This window comes from Janibacter terrae (assembly GCF_039636765.1).
Taxonomy (GTDB): Bacteria; Actinomycetota; Actinomycetes; order Actinomycetales; family Dermatophilaceae; genus Janibacter; species Janibacter terrae.
This window is the reverse complement of record NZ_CP144167.1, coordinates 790,635-808,787: the sequence shown is the minus strand read 5'-3', so window position 1 is coordinate 808,787 and position 18,153 is coordinate 790,635. Positions and strand designations below refer to the sequence as shown.

The following is an 18,153-nucleotide window of genomic DNA, read 5'->3' as shown; positions in this document are numbered from 1 at the left end:
CCACCACCGATCACAGGAGCTGCCGATGCGTCAGGTCTTCCACGACGAGCTGGAGCAGGTCGCCGCCGACCTCGTCGAGCTCGCCCACCTCGTCGCGGGCGCCATCCGCCAGTCGACGGCCGCCCTCCTCGACGCCGACGTGCAGGTCGCCGACGCGGTGATCGCCGCGGACCAGGAGATCGACCGGCGTCGCAACGAGCTCGACCAGCGGTCGATCGACCTGCTCGCGCGCCAGGCCCCCGTCGCGAGCGACCTGCGCACGGTCGTCGCCTCGATGCGCATCTCCGGCGACCTCGAGCGCATGGGCGACCTCGCCCGCCACGTCGCGCAGGTGGTGCGCCTGCGCTATCCCGAGAACGCGATCCCGGACGAGGTGCGCGAGTCCTTCGCGAGCATGGGACGCGCCGCGGAGGAGATCGTCGCACGTGCCGCCGACACCATCCGCACCCAGGACGCCTACGGTGCCCGCGCCATCGAGCAGATCGACGACCGCCTCGACGAGCTGCACCGCGACATGTTCACCCAGCTGGCCGAGGGCACCTGGCAGCACGGCACGACGCGGGCCGTCGACGCCGCGCTGCTCAGCCGCTACTACGAGCGCTTCGGCGACCACGCCGTGACGATCGCCCGTCGGGTCGGCTTCCTCGTCACCGGTGAGTTCCACCCTTCCGACGACGCCCTCGACGTCGACGACGGCGTCTGAGCCGAGCGCCCACGGCCCCGCGCCCGAGACGGGGTCCCGACCGGGTCTCGCTACTTGCCCTGGTTGGCGACGGCGGCGGCCTCGGCGGCCGCGGCCTCCGGGTCGAGGTACTCGGCCGGACGCGTCGGCATGAAGTCCTCGCCGAGGTCGTAGACGAGCGGCATGCCGGTCGGGATGTTGAGCCCGGCGATGTCCTCGTCGCTGATGCCGTCGAGGTGCTTGACGAGAGCGCGCAGCGAGTTGCCGTGCGCGGTGACCAGGACGGTGCGGCCGGTGGCGAGGTCCTCGCGGATCGGACCCTCCCAGTACGGCATGAGGCGCTCGATGACGTCCTTGAGGCACTCGGTGCGCGGCACCTCCAGGCCCGCGTAGCGCGGGTCGTCCGTCTGCGCGAACTCGTTGTCGACGTCGATGGCCGGCGGCGGGGTGTCGAAGCTGCGCCGCCAGAGCATGAACTGCTCCTCGCCGTACTTCTCCCGCGTCGCGGCCTTGTCGAGCCCCTGCAGCGCACCGTAGTGGCGCTCGTTGAGCCGCCAGTCGCGCCGCACCGGGATCCAGTGGCGGTCGGCGGCGTCGAGGGCGAGGTTGGCGGTGGTGATGGCCCGGCGCAGGACGGAGGTGTGCACGACGTCGGGGAGGATGCCCGCCTCCTTCATCAGCTCGCCGCCGCGCACCGCCTCGGCGCGTCCCCGGTCGATGAGGTCGACGTCGACCCATCCGGTGAAGAGGTTCTTCTCGTTCCAGTCGGAACGGCCGTGGCGCAGCAGGATCAGAGTCGACATGGGCACAGCGTATCGACGCCCGTCAGGCCTCGGCGGGGCCGTCCGTGCGCTCGAGCACGGCCCGGAATGCCTCGAGGTTGCGCAGCGACTCGCCGCGCGAGACGCGCCAGTCCCACTCCTTCTGCATCGAGGACCGGAACCCGAGGAGCAGCAGCTCGTTGAAGGGTGCGTCGGCCGCCTCGAGCACCACCCCGAGCACCTGGTCGACGAGCTCGTCGGTCACCGCGCGAAGGGGGATCCGCCCGCCGACGTAGACGTCACCGGAGGCATCGATGGAGTACGCGAGGAGGGGCATGCGCAGGTTGCGGCGCAGGAGGTAGCGGTAGAACTCCTCGTGGTTCTCGTCCGCGTTGCGGATGACGAAGGCCGAGACCGACAGCGCGTTGTCGCCGACGACGAGGGAGACGACGGTCTTGAGCTTCTTGTCCCCCGGCAGGGTGACGACGAGCTCGCCGTCGCGGGCACCCCCTTCGTGCTCGAGGTCGGCGTCGGTCACGACTCGGGTGACGACCGCCAGGGCCTGCTCACGATCGGACGTGGTCATCGGGAGACCTCCAGGGTGGTTGCGGACGTGCGCGCGGCGACGGCGTCGCCGTAGACGTCGAGCAGCCGGTCGACGGTGCTCGACCAGCCGAAGGCCTCGGCGTGCCGGCGCGCGCGCGATCGCAGGTCCGCGGCCCGCTCGGGGTCCTCGAGGACGGCGAGGAGCTCGTCGGCCCAGCGGCGCGGGTCGTGCCCCGGCACGAGGACGCCCGCGTCGCCGACGGCGGTGGGCAGGCCACCCACCTCGGCCGCGAGGACCACCGCGCCCGAGGCCAGCGCCTCGATGGCGACGAGGCCGAAGGACTCGGTGTACGAGGGGACGGTGACGACGTCCGCGGCGCGGTACCAGTCGGCCAGCTCGGTGCGGGTCGACGGCGGCGCGAGGTGGAGCACGTCGGAGACGCCGAGCTCCTCACCGAGCAGCCGCAGGCGGTCCGGGGCCGCGAGCCCGCGGCCGGAGGCGCCGCCGAGCACGGCGACGACGAGGCGATCGCGCAGGCCGGGACGGCGCTCGAGCAACTCGGCGGCCGCCCGCACGAGCACGTCCGGTGCCTTGAGTGGCTGGATGCGCCCGACGAAGAGCAGGACGACCGCGTCGCGGGCGATGCCGACCCGCTCACGGGCGGCGTCCCGGTCACCCGGCGTGAAGATGTCGAGGTCGACGCCCGGCGGCACGACGACGACCTTCGCCGGGTCCGCGTCGTAGTACTCGACGAGCTCGCTCGCCTCCCGCTCGGTGTTGGCCAGGAGCCGGTCGGCGATGTCGACGACCTGCGACTCGCCGATCTCGCGCCCGGCCGGCTCGGGGACGTCGTCCTCGGCCAGCTGGCGGTTCTTCACCCGGGCCATCGTGTGCATCGTGTGCACGAGCGGGACCTGCCACCGCTCGGCGACGAGCCACCCGACCTGCCCCGAGAGCCAGTAGTGCGAGTGCGCGACGTCGTAGTGGCCCGCGGGCACCATGGCGATCTCGCGCATGATCCCGGCGGCGAAGGCGCACAGCTGCCCGGGCAGGTCCTCCTTGACCAGGCCCTCGTAGGGTCCGGCATCGACGTGGCGCACGGTGACCCCGGGGAACATCTCGACCTCGTCGGGCAGGTCCGCCGCGGTGCGCCGGGTGAAGATGACGACCTCGACCCCGCGCCTCGCCAGCTCGCGGGCGGCCTCGACGACGTAGACGTTGAGGCCGCCGGCGTCACCCGTGCCCGGCTGCGCCAGCGGCGAGGTGTGCACGCTGATCATCGCGACCCGGCGGACCTCCCGGCCGCTCGTGTGCTCACTCACTCTCGATCACCCTTCGGTAGCTCGTCACGGACAGCGTCGCCGACGGGGACCACGCGTGCAGGTCGGTGTGGCCCATCCGACGCAGGTCGACACCCCGGTGCGACCCCTCGGGACCGATGCCGACCAGGGTCCCGAGCTCGGTGCGGTACGCATCGCGCACGGGTGCCGGCCCGTCCCCGACCCACCACGCGCGCGTGCGGAGCGGCTGCTCCGGCAGGCCCGGCTGGCGGCCGACCGTGCCGAGCTCCTGGGCGGAGTGCACGACGACGGCGTCGGCCCCCTTCGCCGTGACCTCGAGGGTGAGGTACGAGCCGACGTACCGGACGGTGACGGTCGCGGGCAGCTCGCGGTCATCGCCGGTGAGCCGGCCCGACCACGTGGCCTCCCCCGGCTGGATCGACAGGCGATCGATCTCGAGGTTGCTCAGCGCGTGCGAGATCTCCTCGTGGCGCTCGGTGCCGCGGCCCTCGACCTCGCCCTGCAGCGCGGAGACCGGCGAGCCGCCGCGCACCGTGCGGAAGAGCAGGCTGCCGCGGTTGGTCAGGCGCAACCCGCTCCCGTCGAGCTGGACCGCGCGCCCCTCACCGAGGGTGACGACACCGCTCGCCTCGGGCGCCACGACGAGCAGCCCGGGCTGCACCGGACGGACCCCCGAGTCACGGCCGAGGGCGGGCGGGACCCAGATGCTCAGGGCCAGCAGGAGGGCACCGCTCAGGGAGAGGAGCAGGGCCACCATGCTCCAGCTCACCCTCCGGTCCGCGTGCCACACCCCATCACCCTAGTTCGGCGCGGCGCCTACGCTGCCGACGTGCCCACCCAGCGCCACCTCGGCAACATCACGCGCGGCACGACCAACCCCAACCGGTTGCGTCGGTGCGACCGCTGGCTGCTCGCGACCCACCGCGACCGCCTGACGAAGGGGGGACCTCCACACCTCGTCGACCTCGGCCACGGCGCGAGCGGCGTGACGACCGTCGAGTGGGCGGACCGGCTGGCCCCGGTGCGGCCGGACCTGCACGTCACCGGCCTGGAGATCGACCCGGAGCGGGTCGCCGCGGCCCAGGCGTGGGCGCGGTCGGGGGTGGACTTCGCACTCGGCGGCTTCGAGGTGCCGCTGCCCGGGGACGCCGACGCGCGGGTGGTGCGCGCCTTCAACGTGCTCCGCCAGTACGACGAGACCGAGGTCGAGGGACCCTGGCGCACGATGATCGACCGGCTCGACCCGCTCGGGATCCTCGTCGAGGGCACGTGCGACGAGCTGGGGCGCCTCGGCAGCTGGATCACGCTCGACGCGACCGGTCCGCTCACCCTGACGCTCTCGTGGCGGCTGCGCGACCTCGGTGCGCAGCGTCTGCCCTCCGTCGTCGCCGAGCGGCTGCCCAAGGCGCTCATCCACCGCAACATCCCGGGCGAGCCGGTGCACGACCTGCTCCGGCTGCTCGACGACGCGTGGCGGCGGGCCTCCCCCTTCGCCCCGTACGGCGCGCGGCAGCAGGCCGTGGCCGCCTGCACGGAGGTCGCGGAGCGGGTGGCGGTCCTCGGCGGCCCGGCGCGCTGGCGCCTCGGCGAGCTGACCCTCCCGTGGGCGGTCGTCGCCCCGCGGAGCGGTCCGCTGGCTCAGCGCTGGTAGTCGTCCTCGAGGCGCTCGATGTCGTCCTCGTCGAACTCGCCGTACCCGATCTCCAGGACCCGGGCGGGCCGGTCCGAGGTGTTGCCCATGCGGTGCCTGGCCCCCACGGGGACCCAGATCTGCTCACCCGGCTGGGCGCTCCACGAGTCCTCGCCGACGGTGACGTCGATCGGGCCGTCGAGGACCTGCCAGAACTCGGCCCGGCGCTCGTGCGTCTGCAGCGACAGCCGGTGGCCGGGGTCGACCGTGATGACCTTGACCGTCGACGGCTCGTTGCAGGTGAACTGCTGGAAGCCACCCCACGGGCGCTCCGAGACGAACATGCCCTCTCGAGGGTCCGGCAGATGGCTCACGTATTCCCCTTGGCTGGTGGTGCGGTGCACGGTCGTGTGCCCGGTCATTGTGCCCGACTCAGCGACGCCGACCCATGACCTCGTCGATGGCGGGGCGCACGTCCGCGAGGTAGACGCCGGCGATGACGATGCCGATGATCGCGAGGATGCCGATGCCCCCGAGGGCCGCGAGGCCCATGAGCGTCGCGATCGCGAGCGCGACGACCCAGAAGACCTTGGTCTGCTTGCTGGTCGCGACGAAGGCGTCCGGGCGCTGGCGCACCGCGTGCACGAGGGCGAAGACCTCCGCGCACAGCGCGAGCAGTCCGAGTACCAGGACGATCCATCCCTGGATCTGGCCGAAGATGTCCACCGCCACAGACTAGACGGGCACGTCCAGGACGATGGTCACCGGACCGTCCCCGTGGACGTCGAGCGCCATCTGCGCGCCGAACCGGCCCGTCGCCACCTCGATCCCCCGCTCCCGCAGGCCGGCGACGACGGCCTCGACGACCGGCTCCGCGACGGACCCGGGGGCGGCGGCGTTCCAGGAGGGGCGGCGCCCCTTGCGCACGTCGGCGTGGAGGGTGAACTGGCTGACGACGAGCACCGCTGCGCCGCAGTCGGTCACCGACTGCTCGTCGCGCATGATCCGCAGCTCGGTGATCTTGCGCACGGTGGTCGCGACCTCCTCCGGCCCGTCGTCGTGCGTGACACCGACGAGGGCGACGAGCCCGGTCCCGATCTCGCCGACGACCTCGCCGGCGACGGTGACCCGGGCCGAGGTGACCCGCTGCAGGACGGTCCTCATGCCGTGCCCGTCACGCGCCCAGGCCGACGACCTCGACGGCCCCGACGGGCCGGCCGTGGCCGAGGACGGGCTGGTCGGCGAGCGCGCGCAGACCGGGGGTGTCGACCCCGAGCTCGAGGAGGGCGTGCGCGAGCAGGCCCTGCCGGGCGCGGGCGACGGGAGCCCCGTCGGCGACCTTGACCGCGACCCCGCGACCGTCGGGCAGCCCTGCCGCGTAGACGGACTCGGCGCCGTCCTTGGCGATGAGTCCGGGCACGGCCTCCATGAAGGCGGTGACGTCCCGACCGGTGCCGCCGACCATGTGCGGCGCGGCACGCATGGCGGCCGCGACCCTCCCTTCGTCGCTCTCGGCACCGGCGGAGGCGAGGTGCCCGAAGGACGCCGCCAGGCCCGACAGCGGGACGGCGAAGAGCGGTGCGCCGCAGCCGTCCACGGTCGTGTGCGAGACGGGGCCGACGACCTCGGCCGTCGTCGCAGCGATCGCCTGCTGGAGGGGGTGCCCGGGGTCGAGGTAGTCCTCGATGGGCCAGCCGTTGACGCGGCAGGTGACGAGCATGCCCGCGTGCTTGCCGGAGCAGTCCTGGGCGACCGGTGCGGGGGCGGTGCCGGCGACGAGCCAGCGCGCGTGCTCGAGCTCGCCGAGCGGCAGGGCGGGCGTGTTCTGCAGCGCGGTGAGGTCGAGGTCGACGCGCGCGAGGATCTCGGCGACGGCCTCGCGGTGGACCTCCTCCGCGGAGTGGCTCGAGCACACGAGGGCGAGCAGGTGCGGCGGGAGGTCGAGGCCGTGACGGACCATCGCGAGGGCCTGGACCGGCTTGAGCGAGGAGCGCGGCAGGACGGGGTCGTCCACCCGGCCGTGGCGAAGGGGGGTCCCCCCGGCAGCGTCGGTCGCGACGAGCGTCGCGCGGTGGGCGGACTCGACGAAGCCCCCGCGGGTCACGTGGACCAGCACGGGGGCGTCGTCGAGGGCGGTGGGGTCAGGAGCCTGGGCGGTCACCCGCCGGAGGCTACCGTCAGTCGCCGACCTTGTCGGCAGCCTTGTCAGCAGCCACGGCGGTCTTGGCGGCCGTCGTCTTGGCGGCGGTCGCGGTCGACTTGGTCGCGGTGCGGGTGCGGGCCGCGGCCTTCTTGGTGGTCGTGGAGGTGCGCTTGGCGGCGGTCGTGGTGCGCTTGGCCGAGGTGGAGACGGCCTTCTTCGCCTTGGCGGTGTCGACCTTGACGTCGACGTCCACGGAGTCGACGACGGCGTCGGCGGCCTTGGCGGCCTCCTTGCGACCGATGGTCAGGGTGGCCTTGGCGGACCGCTCGACGTCGGCGACGGCCTTCTTGACCGTGGTGACGGCGCCCTTGCCCAGCGCGACGGTGGACTCGGCCTGGCCGACGAGGTCCTTGGTGGCCTTCTGGTTGCGGATGCGGGTCACGAGTGCCTCGCCACGCTTGGCGAGGTCGGCGTAGTAGGCCTGCGCGTCGGCCGGGGCGGACTTGACGCGCGCCTGGACCTTCTTGGGCTCGAGCTCGGCGCGCAGGGCGGCGAGCTGGGTGGTGTAGCCGCGGACGGTCTCGACGGTGAGGTCGGTCGCGCCGATCGTGGCGTAGGTCTGGTCGGTGACGACCTTCTTGACGGTGGTGGTGACGCTCATGAGGTTCTCCTTGTGGTGCTCGTACGGGACGAGGTCGTGGTCGAACGCCCGGCAGACTTCTTCGCCGCCGAGGTCTTCGAGCGCGACGTCGTCGTCGAGCCCTTGGTGCCGGCCGCCTTCCCCCGGGCGGGGGACGCGGCCTTCTTCTGCGCGGGGGCCGGGGTGGCCCCCTTCGCCTGCCTGGCGGCCTTGTGGGTCGCCCGCGACCGAGGGGTCGGCCGGGAGGGCTCCGCCGGGTCGAGCGCCGCAGCGCCCGCCCCGACGAAGGACTCGTAGATCTCGAGCAGGGTCTGTCGCTGGCGCGCCGTGAGCGCGGGATCGGTGCGGATGGCCGCGCGGGTCGTCGCCCCGGCCTCCGCCGCCGCGTCCTTGGGGTCGAGCAGACCCGCCTGGACGTAGAGGGTCTCGGCGGAGATCGACAGCCCCCGGGCGATCTGCTGGAGGATCTCGGCGCTCGGCCGCTTGACCCCTCGTTCGATCTGACTCAGGTAGGGGTTGGAGACACCGGCGAGTGCCGACAGCTGCCGCACGGAGAGCTTGGCGAGCAGGCGCTGCTCGCGTAGGTAGTCCCCCAGGTTGTTGCCCAACGCACCGGGCAGGCCCTCGAGCGGGTTCTTCGACATGACTCCATTGTGCTTGCCATGGTTAGCACGTGCAAGCCCTGGACAGCACAGGTGAGCGACCTCACCTCCCGCGTCAGCGGGGGACGATCTCGGTCTGCGCCGCGGCGATGTCGGGCGCGACGAGCAGCTCGGCCTCGGCGTCGGTGTTGCGCTTGAGCACGGCGAGGGCGATGGGGCCGTCGTCGTGGTGGCGCGCGCGGGAGGTGATGTGGCCGACGACCTTGTCCCCCGACGAGATTTCCGCGCCGATGTCGGGGAGCGTGTGGCCGGACCCGTCGAGGTGGAGGAAGGCCAGACGACGGGGCGGCCGACCGAGGTTGTGCACCCGGGCGATCGTCTCCTGGCCGCGGTAGCAGCCCTTGTGCAGGTGCACCGCGGTGCGCAGCCAGTCGACCTCGTGGGCGATGGTGCGGTGGTCGGTCTCCGCACCGAGGCGCGGGCGCCAGGCGGCGACGCGCAGGGCCTCGGCGGCCCAGGTGCCGGCGAGCTCGCGGTCGCCGACCGCGGTGGACAGTTCGCCGGCGGGCACGATCACCTCGCGCCAGCGGCGGTCCCGCCCCGGGTGCTCCTCCTCCGGCGGCCCGTAGGTCGCGGTGTCCCCGACGACCCGGGGCCACGGGTCCACCCACGTGGGGGGCTCCCCTTCGTCGCCCTCGCGGTCGACGGTCTCGCCGAGCACGGCGTACTCCTCGGACACGTCGGCGACCTCGACCCGGAGCATGAACCGCATCCCGTCGAGCCATGCCGCGAGCGCCGGCGCGGTGCCGGGCTCGACCGTGATCCACGTCGTCCCGCCGTCGTCGACGAGGTGCAGCGCGTGCTCGACGTGGCCCTTGGGGCTCAGGACGAGCGACTCGGCAGAGGTGCGCGGCGGCAGCCCGGTCAGCTGCTGCGAGGTGAGCGAGTGCAGCCACGAGAGGCGATCGGGCCCGGTCACCGTGATGACGCCGCGGTGGGAGAGGTCGACGACGCCGAGCCCCTCGGCGAGGAGACGTTGCTCGCGCATCGGGTCGCCGTAGTGGGCCGCGACGCCGGCGTCGAGGCCGTCGCCGGGGACGGCGCCGGGTGCCTGGAGCAGTGGTGAGGTGGTCATGCCCCTCCTTCGGGGGTCCGTGCGCACTCGGCGCACCGGCCGTGGATGGCCATGTGGGTCGGGTCGGCCACGAAGCCGACCTCGGTGCGGAGCTGCTCGACCATGGACGCGGCGAGCCCCGGGGACACCTCGACGACTCGCGCGCACGACCGGCAGACGAGGTGGAGGTGCCCGTGGTGCCCGGCCAGGTGGTAGGTCGGGGCCCGGTGGTCGAGGTGGGTGTGGTCGACGAGGCCGACGCCCTCGAGCGCGTCGAGCGTGCGGTAGATGGTCGAAGGGGGCAGGGCCGGGCCCCCGTCCTCGGCCACCACCTGCGCGATCACCTCGGGCGTGAGGTGCGACCGCACGGTGAGCACGTCGAGGACACGCCGACGCTGGTCGGTCATCCGCAGGCCCGCGCGGCGCAGCACCTCGCCCGGATCGTCCATGGGACCAATCTACGACCCGGCCGCCCCGACGACGTCGGGCCCGTACGATGACGCCATGCTCGAAGAGTTCGACGACGGCCAGGACGAGACCGCCGACGGGACCGGGGGGGAGCACCCCAGGCGGCACCGCCGCCTGGGACGCGGCCGACGCATCGTCGTGTCGGTGCTGGCCCTCCTGCTGCTCGTCGTCGTCGGCGTCGGCGGGTACGGCTGGTTCCTCTCGAGCAAGGTCGACCGCAACCTCAAGCACGAGGCGCTGCTCGGCAGCGCGGCGGGGCAGACCACGACGAGCAAGGGCAAGAAGCTCGTCGCCGACGAGGGCACCAACTACCTGCTCATCGGGTCCGACGCGCGCCCCGGCGAGACCGCGAGCCGTGCCGACGTGATCCAGCTGGTCCACGTGGACCAGGACCGCGGCCAGGTCTGGATCATCCACTTCCCCCGTGACCTCTACGTGCCGATCCCCGGCCGCGGCGAGGACAAGATCAACGCGGCCTACGCCTACGGCCAGTCCCCGCTGCTCGTCCGCACGATCCAGGACCTCGTCGGCGTGAAGGTCGACCACGTCGCCAAGACCGACTTCGAGGGGTTCAAGAACCTCACCGACGCCCTCGGGGGCGTCACGGTCAACAACTCCCAGCCCAGCCCGCAGTTCCCCCGAGGCTCGGTCGACCTGGACGGCGAGCGCGCCCTGCTCTACGTGCGCGAGCGCAAGACCCTCGCCGAGGGGGACATCTCCCGCGGCCAGCGCCAGCAGGCCTGGCTCAAGGGGATCATGGCCAAGACGCTCACCCCGGGCGTGCTGCTCAACCCGGGCAAGCTCAACGCGGTGATCGACGCGGGCACGTCCAACACGGTCGTCGACAACTCGCTCACCGGCGGCAAGATCCGCAGCGAGGCCGTCAAGATGCGCTCGGTGCGCGGGAGCGACATCCACTTCGTCACCGCGCCCTTCAGCGGCTACGGCACGGCGCCCGACGGCGGGTCGATCGACGTCCTCGACGAGCAGGGCATGAGCGAGCTGAGCGACGCCCTGCGCACCGACCGCATGGAGAGCTACCAGCCGTAGCCCGCGGGACGCCAGGACCCTGCATTGCCCTAGGGGAATGCAGCGTCCTGGCGCATTGCCTTAGGGGAATGCAGGGTCCTGGCGCATTGCACTAGGGGAATGCGGGGTCACGGCGGTCACTCGATGCGCTTGAGCTCCGCCGAGAGGTGGCTCGTCAGGGGCTGGCCCATGGCGGCCATGTCCATGACCCACATGAGGTTGGACTGCACGAGGCCGTACATGCGCTTGGCCGCGGAGTACTCCTTGGCGTGGGGGCTGCGGATGACCCCGTCGGTCTGCAGGTGGATGCGGCCGGGCTCCACGGTCCCGTAGTACATCTCCACGATGCCCGTGGGGTGCACGAGGAGCAGCTCCGCCTCCCCTTCGCCCCCGGGACGCCAGAAGCCGAGCTCGGTGCCGGAGGGGCGCAGCTTGTTGCCCTCCTCGTCGAGGATCCACGACTGGCTCTCCCACCTCAGGAAGGGCCGCCCGTCGTGGGTGACGACGACCTCCTGGCCGAAGTGGGCCGACTCGATCGTCGGGTAGCCGAGGACACCGGCACCCTCCCAGCGGCCGACGAGCCAGGCGAGGGGGGCGATGTCCGGGTGGATCGTGGGGTCGAGGGTGAACACGCGCCCATCGTAGAGGGGTCAGCCGAGGGGCAGGCGGGCCACGAGGTGGACCAGGGGCGCGACGACGAGGACCGAGCTGACGCCGGCTGCGGCCGCACCGGGCAGGGTGTCGATGGCCGGCTGCTGCGCGAGCACCCGCCGCAGGGCGACCGCCGTGCCGCTGGCCGTCACACCGAGCAGCGCCGGCCAGGCGGCGACCTCGCCCGCGAGCACGAGGTGGGCGAGCACGCCGACGACCGCGCCGACGAGCATCGCGACCGGGAGCATCCAGGCGCTCGTGCGGCGGCGCTCGAGCCCCAGGTCCGCCAGCGCGGCGACCGCCACGCTGATGCCGACGACGACGGGCGGACCCGAGTCACCGGCGAAGGTCGTGCTGAGCATCAGGCCCGAGCCACCGATGATGAGCACGCCCAGCCCCGTCCCCGTGAGCGCGCGCGCGAGGTCCACCCGGGCGGAGGCCTGCACGAGCGGGTGCAGGCACATGGCGATGATGCCGGTGGCCAGCGCGGCGGGCACGTGCTCGAGGAAGGGCTCGGCGTCCCGCAGGCCGAGCGCGACACCGAGCGCGACGGCGGTGACGGCCAGGACGACCGCGGCACCCCCGGGGCTGCGCGACCCGACCAGCCGCGGCCAGCCGACCGCCACGACCAGACCGGCGACGACGAGGACCCCGACCCACAGGAGGTGCTCCCCCGACGCGGCAGCCGCTGACAGGAGGAGCCCGGTGACGACGGTGGCGGCCGCCACGACGGGGCGGGGACGGGCGACCGGGGCTCCTGCGTCCGCGGGGCGGGTCCCGGCGCGCAGCGTCTGCCGGCGCGCGGCGCGGGTCTGTGGCTCGGCGGGCACGGGGGTGGTCACGTGGCGAGGGTATCGGCCCCCGCCGCATATTCTGAGGCCGATGGCCCGACTCCTGCTCCTCACGGACGACCTGGCGCCGAGCGCCGAGGTGCTGCCGGCGCTGGGCCTGCTCGGGCACCAGGTGCGCACGCTGCCGGCGCAGGCCTCCGCGGTCATCGATGCCCCGAGCGTCGACGTCGTCCTCGTCGACGCGCGCATCGAGCTCGCCCAGGCGCGCTCCCTGTGCCGGGTGCTGCGAGTGAGCGGGACGACGATGCCGGTCATCGCGATCCTCACCGAGGGCGGGCTCACCGCGGTCAACGCCGAGTGGGCGGTCGACGACATCCTCCTCGACCGCGCCGGCCCGGCCGAGGTCGAGGCCCGGTTGCGCCTGGCGATGACGCGCACCGAGGACGAGGACGAGGCGGACGAGCGGATCGTCGCCGGCGACCTGGTCATCGACGAGGCGAGCTACTCCGCCCGGCTCGGGTCGCGCCTGCTCGATCTCACGTACAAGGAGTTCGAGCTGCTCAAGCACCTCGCCCAGCACCCGGGCCGGGTCTTCACCCGCGCCCAGCTGCTGCAGGAGGTCTGGGGCTACGACTACTACGGCGGCACGCGCACGGTCGACGTGCACGTGCGCCGGCTGCGGGCCAAGCTCGGCGCCGAGCACGAGCAACTCATCGGTACCGTGCGCAATGTCGGCTACCGCTTCGTCCCCACCCGGGAGCCGGACGACGACGCAGAGGCAGAGGTGATCTCGTGAAGGTGACGGTGACTCCCTTCGTCCGGCTCGAGCCGGACCACGTGGAGCAGGTCCGGGCCCTCGCCCGGTCCGCGACGACCGCCGACGGCACGGCCCCGCTGAGCGAGGCCTTCCTCCTCGGCCTGCCGCGGGAGGGCGAGCACCTCCTCGCGACCGACGGGGACCGGGTGCTCGGATACGCGGCGATCGCCGCGGACGGGTCCGTCGAGGCCTTCGTGGCCCCGAAGGAGCGGGCGAAGGGGGTCGGGACCGCCCTCCTGACCGCCGCCCTCGAGCGTCGCCCGGACGCGCGCCCGTGGGCGCACGGCAACCTGCCCGGCGCCGCTGCTCTCGCCGCCTCGCTCGGCCTGGCCGTCGTGCGCGAGCTGCTCGTCCTCGCCCGGCCCGTGCAGCCCGGCGACGAGCAGGACCCGCCACTGCCCGACGGCGTCCGGCACCGCGCCTTCGTGCCCGGGGCCGACGACGAGGAGCTGCTCGCCGTCAACGCCGCCGCCTTCGCCGACCACCCCGAGCAGGGGGCGCTCGACACCGCCGGCCTGCAGGAGCGCATGGCCCAGCCGTGGTTCGACGCCGACGGGCTCGTCCTGCTCGAGGAGGCGGGCGAGATCATCGGCTTCCACTGGACCAAGGTCGACCCGCCCGACGGCGACGTCGGCGAGGTCTACGTCGTCGGCATCCGCCCCGACCACCACGGCCGCGGGCTCGCCGGACCGCTCACCCGCCTGGGCCTGGCGCACCTCGCGCGACGGGGCGTGCGCGAGGTCGAGCTGTACGTCGAGGGCGACAACGCACCCGCCCTGGCGACCTACGAACGGGCCGGTTTCACCCGCAGCGCCCTGCACGTCATGTATTCACGTGAGGTTCACACCGCAGTGGCAGGATGACGGCCATGCCGGACTCCTCCCCCCAACCCCGCCCCGCGGTCGCCCCGCGGCCGACGACCGGCGACGTCTCGATCACCTCGTCCTCCCCCGGCGCCACCCCGGAGCTGCGGCCCCGGGGCTCCAACGGCCGGTTCGTCCGGGTGGTCAACGATGAGGACCCGGACACCGTCGACGCCCTCGACCTGCCCGTCGACCGGTACCTCGACCGGGAGATCAGCTGGCTGCAGTTCAACGAGCGGGTGCTCCAGCTCGCGGCGGACGAGCAGGTCCCGCTGCTCGAGCGCGCCCGCTTCCTCGCGATCTTCACGAGCAACCTCGACGAGTTCTTCATGGTCCGCGTGGCCGGGCTCAAGCGCCGCATCGCCACCGGCATCGCGGTGCGCAGCCCCTCCGGCCTCGAGCCGCGCGAGGTGCTCGAGCAGATCTCGCGGATCGCGCACGACCTGACACGCATGCAGACCCGCATCTTCGACGAGAGCGTGCGCCCGGCCCTCGTGGAGGAGGGCATCAGCATCGTGCGCTGGAGCGAGGTCGAGGCGTCCGAGCAGGAGCGCCTGGGCGAGCTCTTCAGCGACGAGATCTACCCCGTGCTCACGCCGCTCGCGGTCGACCCGGCGCACCCCTTCCCGTACATCTCGGGGCTCTCGCTCAACCTCGCCGTGATCCTCATCAACCCCAAGACGGGCAAGGAGCACTTCGCGCGCATCAAGATGCCGCCCTCGCTCCCCCGCTTCCTCAAGGTGCGCCGCGCCCGGGCGTCAGTGACCGCTGACCTCTTCGAGGCCCGCTTCGTCCCGCTCGAGGACGTCATCGCCGCCCACCTCGACCAGCTCTTCCCGGGCATGGAGGTCCACGAGCACTACTCCTTCCGGGTCACCCGCAACGAGGACCTCGAGGTCGAGGAGGACGACGCCGAGAACCTGCTCGCCGCCCTCGAGAGGGAGCTGACCCGACGCCGCTTCGGTCCGCCGGTGCGCCTGGAGGTCGAGGAGGACCTCGACGACCACGTCATGGAGCTGCTCTCCCGCGAGCTCGGGGTCACCGAGGACGAGGTCTACCGCCTCCCCGCCCCGCTCGACCTGCGCGGTCTCAACGAGATCGCCGACATCGACCGGACCGACCTGCACTACCCCCCCTTCGTCGCCCGGACCAACGCCGACCTCGCCCCCGCCGAGTCCTCCAAGGCCGCCAACCTCATCGGCCGCATCGCCAAGCAGGACGTCCTGCTGCAGCACCCCTACGACTCCTTCTCGACGTCGGTGCAGGCCTTCATCGAGCAGGCCGCCGCCGACCCGCAGGTCCTTGCGATCAAGCAGACGCTCTACCGCACGAGCGGTGACAGCCCCGTCGTCGACGCGCTCATCGACGCCGCCGAGGCCGGCAAGCAGGTGCTCGCCGTCGTCGAGATCAAGGCCCGCTTCGACGAGCAGAACAACATCGAGTGGGCGCGCAAGCTCGAGCACGCCGGCGTGCACGTCGTCTACGGCATCGTCGGGCTGAAGACCCACTGCAAGCTGGCGCTCGTCGTCCGGCAGGAGCCCGACGGCGTCAAGCGGTACTGCCACGTCGGCACCGGCAACTACAACCCCAAGACCGCGCGGCTCTACGAGGACTTCGGCCTGCTCACCTCCGACCCGGAGGTCGGCCAGGACCTCACCCGGTTGTTCAACCAGCTGTCCGGGCTCGCACCGCGCAGCAAGTTCAAGCGGCTGCTCGTCGCCCCGCGCAGCATCCGCGACGGGCTGCTCGAGCGGATCGAGCGGGAGATCCAGCGCCAGGGGCGCACCGGTGACGGCTACGTCGCCTTCAAGGTCAACTCGCTCGTCGACGAGAAGACGATCGACGCGCTCTACCGGGCGAGCGGCGCCGGCGTGCGCGTCGACATCTGGGTCCGCGGGATCTGCGCGATCCGACCCGGCGTCGTCGGCCTCAGCGAGAACATCACCGTGCACTCCGTCCTCGGCCGGTTCCTCGAGCACTCGCGGATCTTCCTCTTCGGCACCGGCCCCGACCGCGAGGCGTGGATCGGCTCGGCCGACCTCATGCACCGCAACCTCGACCGCCGTGTCGAGGCGCTCGTGCGGATCAAGGAGGAGCGTCACGTCGAGCAGGTCTTCGACCTCGTCGAGCGGGGCATGTCCGGCGACTACGCGCACTGGTCCCTCGACGGTGACGGCCGCTGGCGCCGCGTGCACCTCGCCGCCGACAGCACCCCCCTGCCCGACATCCAGGCCGCCCTGATCGCCCAGCACGCCCGGCGTCGCCGCAAGGCGCGGCGCTGAGGATGGCCACCGTCCTGGCCGCGGGGACCCTGCCGTGGCGGCGTCGTCGTGGGCAGCTGGAGCTGGCCCTCGTCCACCGGCCGCGCTACGACGACTGGTCGTGGGCCAAGGGCAAGCTCGACCCGGGCGAGACCTTCCCCGTCGCCGCGGCGCGGGAGACGCTCGAGGAGACCGGCCTGCGCGTCCGGCTCGGCCACCCGCTGCCGACGACGACGTACACGGTCGTCTCCGGTGGCGCACCCGCGGTCAAGGAGGTGCGCTACTGGGCCGCCGAGGTCACCGGCGGTGACGGCGGGCTCGTCCACGAGGTCGACGAGGTCGCCTGGCTCGAGGCCACCGGGGCCCGGGACCGGCTGACCTACGGCCGCGACCGTGCGCAGGTCGAGGCCATCATCGCCGCGGACGCCGCGGGCAACCTCTCGACGTGGCCGCTCGCGCTGCTCCGGCATGCCAAGGCCCGCCCCCGGTCCTCCTGGGACGACAGCGACTGGCTGCGCCCGCTCGACGACCACGGGCGCGAGCAGGCCGCAGACCTCGTGCCGCTGCTCGCCGGGTTCGGCATCGAGCGGCTCGTGAGCAGCCCCTCGACCCGGGCGAGCGAGACCCTCGCCCCCTACGCCACCGCGACGGGCGGCAGGCTGCGGCTCAAGCCCGGCCTCTCCGAGGAGGGGCACGCGCAGGACCCGAGCCGCGCGGCGCACCACCTGGACCACCTCCTCGAGCGCGGGGTGCCGGCGGCGCTGTGCAGCCACGGGCCGGTGCTCCCGGACCTCGTGGGCCTGCTGCGCGAACGGGTCGACCCCACCTTCGCCCCGGGACTCGTCGCCCGCTCGGTCATCGACGACGTCCTCGCGCAGGGACTGGCCAAGGGCGAGGCGCTCATCGCGCACGTCGTCGGCACCGGGCCGCAGGCCCGGATCATCGCCGCGGAGCGGCACCACCCGCTCGACCGCGGCTGAGCCCCCTTCGTCCCGCCCGGGAACACGAGGGCGCCCGTCGCGGTTACCCTTGGGCAGTGCACCGGGTCGCGGTAGCCCCGGGTCCCAAAATTCGCCGCCACGAGCGGCCGTGCGCCGTGAGGCGCTTCCCGACCCGGTGCACTCCTCGTCCGTCTGGATGAACGGCCGATGACGCGCACGTGACAGATCGGTCCTACGCTGGGGGCGACCTTCCACCCTCACGAACCGGAGTCTGACGCCCGTGGGCTTCTTCCGACCGTCCTCCCGGGACGACGCGTTCTTCCAGCTCCTCGCCGACAGCGCCCACCAGGCCGTCGCCGCCGCAGAGGTCCTCACCGAGCTGCTGGCCTCCGACGCCGCCGGGCGCGAGGTGATCCTCCCTCGGCTCAAGGACATCGAGCACGAGGCGGACGAGGCGACCCACGCCATCATCCACAAGGTCAACTCGAGCTTCGTCACCCCCTTCGACCACGGTGACATCGTCGAGCTCGCAGCCTCCCTCGACGACTGCACCGACGCCCTGGAGCAGGTCGGTCAGATGGTCGTGCTCTACCGCATGGACGGCCTCATGCCCGACGTCACGCGGCAGCTCGAGGTCATCACGCGGATGGCCGCGCTCACGGCCGAGACCATGCCGCGGCTGGCCACGATGAAGGAACTGCCCGAGTACTGGGTGGAGATCAACCGCCTGGAGAACGAGGGCGATGTCATCCACCGCACGCTGCTGCGCGACCTCTTCGGCGGCGCGGTCACCGACCCCATCGAGGTGATCAAGCACAAGGACATCATCGAGCGGCTCGAGCAGGCGGCCGACGCCTTCGAGACCGTCGCCCACCGGGTCGAGACCATCGCCATCAAGGAGTCCTGACCCTC

General features: G+C 72.8%; 22 protein-coding genes. 8 read left to right on the top strand and 14 right to left on the bottom strand.

The annotated features are described in order from the left end of the window. The first annotated feature begins 25 nt into the window (after window positions 1–25). Entirely contained in the window at window positions 26–703 is a 678-nt protein-coding gene (gene phoU / locus V3C34_RS04055; RefSeq protein WP_068326909.1) for a phosphate signaling complex protein PhoU, read from the top strand. 50 nt (window positions 704–753) lie between these two features. Here the strand turns inward: phoU and V3C34_RS04050 are convergent, their stop codons facing one another. Genes V3C34_RS04050 through V3C34_RS04035 form a run of 4 tightly spaced genes read right to left on the bottom strand, consistent with a single transcriptional unit; the run spans window position 754 to window position 4,048 of the window. Then, window positions 754–1,485: a phosphoglyceromutase gene (locus tag V3C34_RS04050; protein WP_068424385.1), complete on the bottom strand. Its 732-nt coding sequence runs from the start codon at window positions 1,483–1,485 to the stop codon at window positions 754–756. A gap of 22 nt (window positions 1,486–1,507) precedes the next feature. Further along, window positions 1,508–2,029 carry a YbjN domain-containing protein gene (locus V3C34_RS04045; RefSeq protein ID WP_068326915.1) on the bottom strand — a complete coding sequence of 174 codons (522 nt, stop codon included), beginning with the start codon at window positions 2,027–2,029 and terminating at the stop codon, window positions 1,508–1,510. After that, on the bottom strand, window positions 2,026–3,270 hold the full coding sequence (gene mshA / locus V3C34_RS04040; RefSeq protein WP_346008548.1) for a D-inositol-3-phosphate glycosyltransferase: 1,245 nt from the start codon (window positions 3,268–3,270) through the stop codon (window positions 2,026–2,028). The genes V3C34_RS04045 and mshA overlap by 4 nt, the downstream gene beginning before the upstream one ends. 34 nt (window positions 3,271–3,304) lie before the next feature. Next, complete coding sequence (locus V3C34_RS04035) at window positions 3,305–4,048, bottom strand: hypothetical protein (RefSeq protein WP_346008151.1); 744 nt, start codon at window positions 4,046–4,048, stop codon at window positions 3,305–3,307. Between the two features lie 72 nt (window positions 4,049–4,120). Here V3C34_RS04035 and V3C34_RS04030 point away from each other — a divergent pair, with 72 nt between their 5' ends. Further along, window positions 4,121–4,942: a class I SAM-dependent methyltransferase gene (locus V3C34_RS04030; protein WP_346008150.1), complete on the top strand. Its 822-nt coding sequence runs from the start codon at window positions 4,121–4,123 to the stop codon at window positions 4,940–4,942. On the opposite strand, the gene V3C34_RS04025 is transcribed toward V3C34_RS04030, so the two are convergent. The 8 genes from V3C34_RS04025 to V3C34_RS03990 all read right to left on the bottom strand — a co-directional run bounded on the left by V3C34_RS04025 (window position 4,930) and on the right by V3C34_RS03990 (window position 9,869). Continuing rightward, window positions 4,930–5,295 (bottom strand): phosphomannose isomerase type II C-terminal cupin domain, encoded by a 366-nt coding sequence (locus V3C34_RS04025; RefSeq protein ID WP_068329164.1) that lies wholly within the window; start codon window positions 5,293–5,295, stop codon window positions 4,930–4,932. The genes V3C34_RS04030 and V3C34_RS04025 overlap by 13 nt on opposite strands. A gap of 58 nt (window positions 5,296–5,353) precedes the next feature. Continuing rightward, window positions 5,354–5,647, bottom strand: coding sequence for a DUF2516 family protein (locus tag V3C34_RS04020; RefSeq protein ID WP_068329167.1), 294 nt, complete (start codon window positions 5,645–5,647; stop codon window positions 5,354–5,356). Between the two features lie 9 nt (window positions 5,648–5,656). Continuing rightward, the gene (dtd, locus tag V3C34_RS04015) at window positions 5,657–6,085 is read right to left on the bottom strand and encodes a D-aminoacyl-tRNA deacylase (protein ID WP_346008149.1); all 429 of its coding nucleotides are present in this window, start codon (window positions 6,083–6,085) and stop codon (window positions 5,657–5,659) included. Window positions 6,086–6,095: 10 nt separating this feature from the next. Beyond that, window positions 6,096–7,082, bottom strand: a complete 987-nt coding sequence (locus V3C34_RS04010; protein ID WP_068326929.1) for an asparaginase — start codon at window positions 7,080–7,082, stop codon at window positions 6,096–6,098. A 16-nt stretch (window positions 7,083–7,098) separates the two neighbouring features. Continuing rightward, entirely contained in the window at window positions 7,099–7,725 is a 627-nt protein-coding gene (locus V3C34_RS04005) for a hypothetical protein (protein WP_068326932.1), read from the bottom strand. Then, on the bottom strand, window positions 7,722–8,348 hold the full coding sequence (locus tag V3C34_RS04000; protein ID WP_082807648.1) for a helix-turn-helix domain-containing protein: 627 nt from the start codon (window positions 8,346–8,348) through the stop codon (window positions 7,722–7,724). Before V3C34_RS04000 ends, V3C34_RS04005 begins: the two co-directional genes overlap by 4 nt. 73 nt (window positions 8,349–8,421) lie before the next feature. After that, window positions 8,422–9,441, bottom strand: a complete 1,020-nt coding sequence (locus tag V3C34_RS03995) for a folate-binding protein (protein WP_346008148.1) — start codon at window positions 9,439–9,441, stop codon at window positions 8,422–8,424. Beyond that, window positions 9,438–9,869 (bottom strand): Fur family transcriptional regulator, encoded by a 432-nt coding sequence (locus V3C34_RS03990; RefSeq protein WP_068326939.1) that lies wholly within the window; start codon window positions 9,867–9,869, stop codon window positions 9,438–9,440. Before V3C34_RS03990 ends, V3C34_RS03995 begins: the two co-directional genes overlap by 4 nt. A 55-nt stretch (window positions 9,870–9,924) precedes the next feature. On the opposite strand from V3C34_RS03990, the gene V3C34_RS03985 reads away from it, so the two are divergent. Continuing rightward, a complete protein-coding gene (locus tag V3C34_RS03985) occupies window positions 9,925–10,938 on the top strand; it encodes an LCP family protein (protein ID WP_068424374.1) in 1,014 nt (337 codons plus the stop codon). A 116-nt stretch (window positions 10,939–11,054) separates the two neighbouring features. Here the strand turns inward: V3C34_RS03985 and V3C34_RS03980 are convergent, their stop codons facing one another. Next, on the bottom strand, window positions 11,055–11,549 hold the full coding sequence (locus tag V3C34_RS03980) for an FABP family protein (protein ID WP_068326943.1): 495 nt from the start codon (window positions 11,547–11,549) through the stop codon (window positions 11,055–11,057). An 18-nt stretch (window positions 11,550–11,567) separates the two neighbouring features. After that, a complete protein-coding gene (locus tag V3C34_RS03975) occupies window positions 11,568–12,410 on the bottom strand; it encodes a hypothetical protein (RefSeq protein WP_346008147.1) in 843 nt (280 codons plus the stop codon). Window positions 12,411–12,450: 40 nt separating this feature from the next. On the opposite strand from V3C34_RS03975, the gene V3C34_RS03970 reads away from it, so the two are divergent. From V3C34_RS03970 to V3C34_RS03950, 5 genes are all read left to right on the top strand, one after another. Further along, window positions 12,451–13,155 (top strand): response regulator transcription factor, encoded by a 705-nt coding sequence (locus tag V3C34_RS03970; protein WP_346008146.1) that lies wholly within the window; start codon window positions 12,451–12,453, stop codon window positions 13,153–13,155. Beyond that, window positions 13,152–14,039: a mycothiol synthase gene (gene mshD / locus V3C34_RS03965; RefSeq protein ID WP_346008145.1), complete on the top strand. Its 888-nt coding sequence runs from the start codon at window positions 13,152–13,154 to the stop codon at window positions 14,037–14,039. The genes V3C34_RS03970 and mshD overlap by 4 nt, the downstream gene beginning before the upstream one ends. A gap of 5 nt (window positions 14,040–14,044) precedes the next feature. Beyond that, the gene (locus V3C34_RS03960) at window positions 14,045–16,321 is read left to right on the top strand and encodes an RNA degradosome polyphosphate kinase (protein ID WP_346008144.1); all 2,277 of its coding nucleotides are present in this window, start codon (window positions 14,045–14,047) and stop codon (window positions 16,319–16,321) included. Window positions 16,322–16,323: 2 nt separating this feature from the next. After that, window positions 16,324–17,280 carry an NUDIX hydrolase gene (locus V3C34_RS03955; RefSeq protein WP_346008143.1) on the top strand — a complete coding sequence of 319 codons (957 nt, stop codon included), beginning with the start codon at window positions 16,324–16,326 and terminating at the stop codon, window positions 17,278–17,280. Between the two features lie 241 nt (window positions 17,281–17,521). Beyond that, window positions 17,522–18,148 carry a DUF47 domain-containing protein gene (locus tag V3C34_RS03950; protein ID WP_068424363.1) on the top strand — a complete coding sequence of 209 codons (627 nt, stop codon included), beginning with the start codon at window positions 17,522–17,524 and terminating at the stop codon, window positions 18,146–18,148. Window positions 18,149–18,153: the final 5 nt, after the last annotated feature.